Origin of the sequence: Bacillus sp. AP50 (genome assembly GCF_040492675.1) — a bacterium.
In the GTDB taxonomy this organism is placed as follows: domain Bacteria; phylum Bacillota; class Bacilli; order Bacillales; family Bacillaceae_G; genus Bacillus_A; species Bacillus_A cereus.
Map to the genome: position 1 here is coordinate 1 of NZ_JBEUTW010000069.1, position 7078 is coordinate 7078.

Sequence of the window (7078 nt, forward strand, 5' to 3'; positions counted from 1 at the left end):
CCCTAATACAATAGGGGGATTTCTAGTTTAGCCTTATGAAAACTGATATAATATATATTACGTTTTTCATTCTTTAAAATAGAAAAGTTTTAATAACCTTGAAGGTAGGAATTTTTAATGAACTCGAAAGCAAAATTTAGTATTCGCTACAAAATTATGGCTGGTTATTTAGTTATCATTTTGTTCTTACTTGTTTCTTTCATTATGTTGAACAATGAGATTTCTAATTTACAAAAATCTCGTAATTTTATTATTGAGCACGATTTTAAAGTTCTTAATTTAACGAATCAAGTGGAGAAAGATTTGCTCACAATTGAAAATAAAGCGAAAGGATTTATCACTTCTAATGATGCAAATTACGTTCAATCCCTTAATGCTGCGGAAAAGGATTACGAAAAACATTATCAAGATCTTTTAGCTCTATTAGAGGATAACCCATCTCAGCAAGAAAAATTAAAACAGATTAACGAAAATATTATTAGTTGGATAAATAAAGAGATTCACCCGTTAATTGCAAATCATAATAGTAATAATGTACAAACAATCGACACGACTCAAATTCAGTCATTACAGTCACAGGTAACTAACTTCCGTAGCACTGAGGAGCAATTAACGAAAAAAAGAGCAGCACAATTAGATACTGAAAATAATAAATTAGAGATTTGGTTATACAGTTTATTGTTCTTACTTTCTTGTATTTCTATTATCATTTCACTCTATATTTCGAATTCCATTACAAAAACGATTAAAAATGTAATTCAAGCTATTAAATCCATTTCTTCTAAAGAAAAAATCACGGAAAGAATTCATGTAAACACACGTGATGAAATAAAAGATCTTGCTCATACAACGAATCACCTACTAGACGAAATATCGAAAAGAGAGTGGTTACAAACGGAGCTTGCAGAATTAATTTTAATGTATCAAGGTGTATCTTCTATTGAGATGTTAGGTAAAAAAATTCTTAGTGGAATTATACAAAAAACGCAAACTTCTTGCGGTGCATTTTATGTACGTGAAGAATATGAAGAAACTGTCTACTATGTGAAAAAAGCTTCTTTCGCCGATCAAGGTGCTGATATTGGGAAACAATCCATTCAAATGGGTGAAGGTTTCATTGGACAGTCTGCCTTAGAAAAGAAAAGTTTTATTCTCAGGGATATACCCGAAGAGTTTCGTTATGTCACTAGCGGAGTATTAGAAATACGTCCTAAAAATCTATTAATCATCCCTATCTTATTTGAGGATGAAGTAATCGCAGTAATGGAGTTAGTAAGTGTAACTGAGATTTCAGATTTACATCAAGATTTAATTCAACAAACCGTTGATAATCTAGGTTTAACAATCCATAGCATTATGGGACGTATGCGAATTCAAACTCTTTTACATGAATCACAAGCAATGACAGAAGAGTTACAAGTTCAATCAGAAGAATTGCAAACGCAAGCGGAAGAACTACAAATGCAAGCAGAAGAATTACGAACAACGAATGAACAATTAGAGTCTAGAACTGAAGAGGCTGAGCAGAAGACAGCTGACTTACAAATTACTAAATCAGAATTAGAAGAAAAAGCAAGCGAGTTGTTACGCAGCTCAAAATACAAATCTGAGTTCCTAGCAAATATGTCACATGAATTACGCACACCGTTAAATAGTATTTTACTATTATCTGAAATGTTAAGAGAAAATCATGATAACAATTTATCCGACGATGAGATTGAATTAGCAACTGTCATTCATTCATCAGGGAAAGACTTACTTACTTTAATTAATGACATACTCGATTTATCTAAAGTAGAAGCAGGCAAACTAGACATCATTTTTGAAGCAACGAACATAAGTGACATGGCAGCCAATATGCATCAAAACTTTTTACATATAGCTGCACAAAAAAATGTCGAATTTACTATTGAAGACAGTGATACGATTCCTGATCTGTTTTATACAGATGCAAAACGGATTGAGCAAATTATTAAAAACTTATTATCCAATGCATTTAAATTTACAGAAAAAGGATCCGTTTCTTTACATTTCGATTCGATAGAAACAAGTAATTTAAGTCATGATATGCAGTCTATAAGTAAAGATTGGATTACAATTTCAGTAAAAGATACTGGTATTGGTATCGCTAAAGAACAGCATCAACTTATTTTCGAAGCCTTTCAACAGGCAGATGGCGCAACGATTCGGAAGTATGGTGGTACAGGATTAGGTTTATCTATTTGTAAAGAGTTTGCTAGATTGTTAGGTGGTTGGATTACGTTAGAGAGTAATGTAGGAGAAGGTAGTACTTTCACTGTATATATTCCTAACCTTCCAAATGGATTACCAGATATACAGTTATCCAATTTAGAAGTCGCAGCAACGATAGAAGATGTTATTCCTGCTGAAGTTGTTGAAGAAACTATCGTTACTCCCGAAACAAATAACGTCTTCCAAGAGAAAACCATTTTAATTGTCGATGATGATCATCGAAATATATTTGCGTTACAAAACGCATTAAAAAAACAAAATGCCAACATTATTACTGCCCAAAACGGCTTAGAGTGTTTAGAAATACTAAAAAGTAATACAAATATTGACCTTATTTTAATGGATATTATGATGCCTAATATGGACGGTTATGAAACGATGGAAAATATCCGAATGAACTTAGGGTTAAATGAAATACCTATTATCGCATTAACTGCTAAAGCAATGCCAAATGATAAGGAAAAATGTTTATCTGCTGGCGCTTCAGATTATATAAGTAAACCATTAAATCTACATCAACTCTATTCGGTAATGAGTGTATGGTTAATAAAATAAGTGAGGTTTAGTTGGAGTGGAAAATAAGTATTATAATTTTGATCCATCAGTAGATACGGATGAGCGCACGAACTTAGAAATTGAATTACTATTGGAAGCGGTATTTAAACTATCAGGATTTGATTTTCGCCAATATGCTCGCACATCTATTTATAGAAGAATTTGTAATAGAATGCAGCTCTCTAATATCCCAACCATTTCAAAATTAATTGAAAAAGTAATTCACGAGGAAGGGGTTTTAGAACAGTTATTAAATGATTTCTCGATTAATGTAACTGAGATGTTCCGTAACCCTGCCTTTTTTAAAGCGCTTAGAGAGCATGTTATTCCTGAATTAAAAAAGCAACCTGAAATTAGAATTTGGCATGCTGGATGCGCAACTGGTGAAGAAGTATTATCAATGTCCATCTTACTTCACGAAGAAGGATTAAGTGAAAAGTCGGTTATTTACGCAACAGATATGAATACAAATGTGTTAGAAAAAGCAAAACAAGCTATCCTCCCGTTAAATAAAATGCAAACTTATACGAAAAATTATTTACAAGCTGGCGGTACACAAGCATTTTCTAACTATTATTCAACAGATAATCGTTTTGCTTATTTTAATCCATCACTTTTACAAAACATTATTTTTGCACAGCATAATTTAGTAACCGATCAATCTTTTAACGAGTTTCATATTATACTTTGTCGTAACGTTTTAATTTACTTTACAAGTAAACTTCAAAATCAAGTGCAGCAACTATTTTATGAAAGCTTAGGTCACAATGGTTTTCTATGTTTAGGAAATAAAGAAACTCTTCGTTTTTCAAATATAATGCCGCATTATACCCAATTTAATCCTAGCGAACAAATTTATCAAAAAATACAATAAAAAGCGTATGAAATCCTCTGTTTGGATTTCATACGCTTTTTATTTCGCATTCGTTTGTATCATAATTAGACACATATCATCTGATTGCGCTTTCTTTTGTTCTTCCTTGTAAAATCCTTCTATCTCGCCTTCTAAATCTCCCCATTTTCTTTCTGTAAAAGTACGTAATTTCTCTTCAGCCTCAAATTCATCATTTGCAATTGCTTCAAGAACACCATCTGTAAACAATACGATTTGAGCGTTCTTCTCAAAAGGTATAACTGTCTTTTTAACTTTTATTTCATCAAAAAATCCTACCGCACAACTCCCGCGATTTAGTTCAACCATATTTGTTTCATCAACTAAAACGTATCCAGAAGGATGCCCTGCATTTACATATTCAATCGTTCTCTTTTCTGTATCTACTACTAAATATATCGCTGTAAAATAATATGGAATATCGTCATTCTCATTATGTAAAAGAGTCATATATTTATTTAAGTCTTTAATGACAAGTTCTGGATCGATTAAAGATTTAATCGTTTCACGTAATACAGACGAAATAAACATACAAACTAATGAAGCAGATATACCATGTCCCATCACGTCTAATAATATAATACCGTAGCGGTTTTCATCGATTTTATACCAATAATACATATCTCCAGCTAATTTAAATGAAGGTAAGTAACTTGCTTCAATTTTTATATAATCTTCTCTTAATGGGCTACTTAATAAGTTTCTTTGTACTTGCGTAGCTAAATCTAGTTCATTCCGAAGATTTTCTTCTTGTTCTTTATGCCAATTTAATTCCGATTTCAAGCGTAACGCTACACGCATACGTGCTAATAGTTCAACTTTATTTATAGGTTTCGTAATATAATCCATTGCCCCCATATCAAGAGCTTCGGCCAATTTATTGGCATCCTCTAAAGCTGTAACAAAAATAATAGGAATATCTTTAAACTTCTCCTCTTTTTGTAATCGCCTACAAACTTCAAGTCCATCAATTTCAGGCATCATAATATCTAATAAGATTAAATCAATTTCATTATACCTGGAAGAATCTTCTCCAAATTGAATGTATTCGAAAAGCTCTTGTGCAGAATTCAGCGATACAAGATCCTGATATCCGGCTTGTTTTAAAATTTTTTCAATTACAAAGATGTTAACCGGATTATCATCGACAATTAAAATGGACACAAGTTATTTCCCCTTTTCTTATTTAAAATGTAAATCTATTATCATTTTCTATTTTTCTAGTATTGCATACTCAGTTACAAAATGAAAATTTCCTACTCTAACATAATTTTTATACAGCAAAAGAACAAACCCCCAGAAATGAGAGTTTGTTCTTTCATTCTATAAATTTCCACTATTAATTTAATACCATTGCTTTGTCATTTAAAAGACGATCTAATTCTTCCATATGATTTGTTTCATCTGCAATCATATCTTCTAACTTTACAACTAACTCTGTCATATTTAATTTCGCTGCCTGTTCTTTTCTCGTTTCATAACGCTTAATTGTCTCATATTCTGATTGTCTAGCCGACTCTAACATTTCTCTAACATCTTCTGCTTGTTTCACTCGTAAAGGGATTGTAGTAGGTGTACCACCTAACGTCTTAATTTTCTCCGCTAAATATAGGGCATGTCCTTGTTCATCACTAATTTCAGATTCAAAGAAAGGTTTTAACACTTGTCTATATATACCAGAAACTGTTGCTGCATTATGGTTATACATAATAATTGCTGAGTATTCTCCTGCTAAATCTTCATTCAATCCTTCGATTAGTTCTTTCACATCGTGTGACATTTTTATATCTCCTCCTATATTTAATAACTACCCCTTTTCTCATGTTTTAAACATAATGATTTTAAATTTTTATGTATCTAAAAATGCTGCTTGCTTCAATTTACTTATCGCTTGTCTTTTAATACGAGAAACGTGCATTTGTGAAATACCTAACCGTTCCCCTGTATCTTTTTGATTTAAATTTTCTCCAAATATATAATGAATAACACTCTTTTCTGTGTCATTTAATACGTTGAAAATATCCTTTAAAACGAGACGCCTTTCTGTCTCTTCATATCCTTGCTCTACTTCACCTACAGATTCAATCCTCGCTACCGAACTGCCATCAGATGAATTTTCAACTACATCATCTAAGGAAGATACGCGATAATTATTTTTCGCATCCATAATTTCTAGCACTTCCTCTTCGGATAGTCCTAAATGATCTGCAATCTCTATAATCTTCGGTGAACGCTGGAAACGATCTGTTAGCTCCTCTATCGCAAGTTTAATCTTCCCGCCTAAATCTTTAATTCGCCTTGGAACGTGAATACCCCAAGTTTTATCACGTAAATATTTCTTTATTTCGCCTACTATTGTAGGTATTGCAAACGGCTCAAAAGCATTCCCTATCGAATAATCATACCTTCTTATTGCGCCTAAGAGCCCTAACATCCCTACTTGTATAATATCCTCATGCATAGGCCCGCCTTTTGAATAGCGATATGCAATGGAGTATACAAGATTTTTATAGTGATTAACCAATCTTTCCTGTGCTTCATCACATTGGTTTTGTTGGAAGTCTGCAATTAGTTTAATAACGTCTTCTTTAGTAAGATTTGTAGGTTGAGATTGGATTTCCATCATTCTCCACCTGCTCTCTTTGTATATATTTTGTCATTAAAACTGTCATGCCCTCATCATGCATAATTTGTATATCATCCATTAACGTATTGATTAAATATAAACCTAAACCATTTTCCGGCAAATGTTCTACTGGTTTACTAATATCATACGGACCAACTTTCCTTTTTAAGCTATTAAAATCAAAGCTAACCCCATTATCCGCAGCCATAATTTCTAATCGATCTTCATATAGCCCGAAGACAATTGTAATTTCTCCAACGTCTTCTTTGTATGCATGTTGTACAATGTTTGTACAAGCTTCACTAATAGCAATTTTCATATCTTCTATATCGTCATAAGCAAAGCCCATTCGATTCGCAACACCAGCCATTGTTAAACGAATAATAGCCACATATTCTGCTTTTGCAGGAATTTTCATTTCTATCTTTTCAAATCTCTCCATCATCCCTAGTCACCTTCTTTCTACTTTTTCAAAATCGGAATTCAAATTTAATATTTCTGTTAGCCCTGTAATATCAAATAATCTTTTTAGCCTTTTAGACACACCAGTAAACTCTAGCTTCCCATCATTTTTCTTAACTGCTTTTAATAAAGCTATAAAAACTCCTAAGCCTGTACTATCCATATAATCTACGTTATGAAAATCTACTACAATATGAACCTCTTTTTCGCTTGTAATAGGCATTACCTTATTTTTTAAATCTGATGCCGTATACGCATCAATCTCACCATTAAGTTGTACCGTATAACCT

At 32.4% G+C, this 7078-nt stretch carries 7 protein-coding genes; 2 read left to right on the top strand and 5 right to left on the bottom strand.

What is annotated here, in order from left to right; genetic code table 11:
* The first annotated feature begins 117 nt into the window (after positions 1 to 117).
* On the top strand, positions 118 to 2808 hold the full coding sequence (locus ABWK52_RS07060; protein ID WP_098295544.1) for an ATP-binding protein: 2691 nt from the start codon (positions 118 to 120) through the stop codon (positions 2806 to 2808).
* Positions 2809 to 2824: 16 nt separating this feature from the next.
* Entirely contained in the window at positions 2825 to 3682 is an 858-nt protein-coding gene (locus ABWK52_RS07065; RefSeq protein WP_000429042.1) for a CheR family methyltransferase, read from the top strand.
* A 39-nt stretch (positions 3683 to 3721) separates the two neighbouring features.
* Here the strand turns inward: ABWK52_RS07065 and ABWK52_RS07070 are convergent, their stop codons facing one another.
* The 5 genes from ABWK52_RS07070 to ABWK52_RS07090 form a co-directional block, all read right to left on the bottom strand.
* Positions 3722 to 4864 (bottom strand): fused response regulator/phosphatase, encoded by a 1143-nt coding sequence (locus tag ABWK52_RS07070; RefSeq protein ID WP_000025538.1) that lies wholly within the window; start codon positions 4862 to 4864, stop codon positions 3722 to 3724.
* 175 nt (positions 4865 to 5039) lie between these two features.
* Positions 5040 to 5480, bottom strand: a complete 441-nt coding sequence (locus ABWK52_RS07075; protein WP_000017759.1) for a ferritin-like domain-containing protein — start codon at positions 5478 to 5480, stop codon at positions 5040 to 5042.
* A 69-nt stretch (positions 5481 to 5549) separates the two neighbouring features.
* Positions 5550 to 6326: an RNA polymerase sigma factor SigB gene (gene sigB, locus ABWK52_RS07080; protein ID WP_002093898.1), complete on the bottom strand. Its 777-nt coding sequence runs from the start codon at positions 6324 to 6326 to the stop codon at positions 5550 to 5552.
* Complete coding sequence (rsbW, locus tag ABWK52_RS07085; RefSeq protein ID WP_000970579.1) at positions 6289 to 6771, bottom strand: anti-sigma B factor RsbW; 483 nt, start codon at positions 6769 to 6771, stop codon at positions 6289 to 6291. Before rsbW ends, sigB begins: the two co-directional genes overlap by 38 nt.
* Before the next feature lie 6 nt (positions 6772 to 6777).
* The coding region (locus ABWK52_RS07090; protein ID WP_353771901.1) for an STAS domain-containing protein at positions 6778 to 7078 on the bottom strand (301 nt) is incomplete at its 5' end.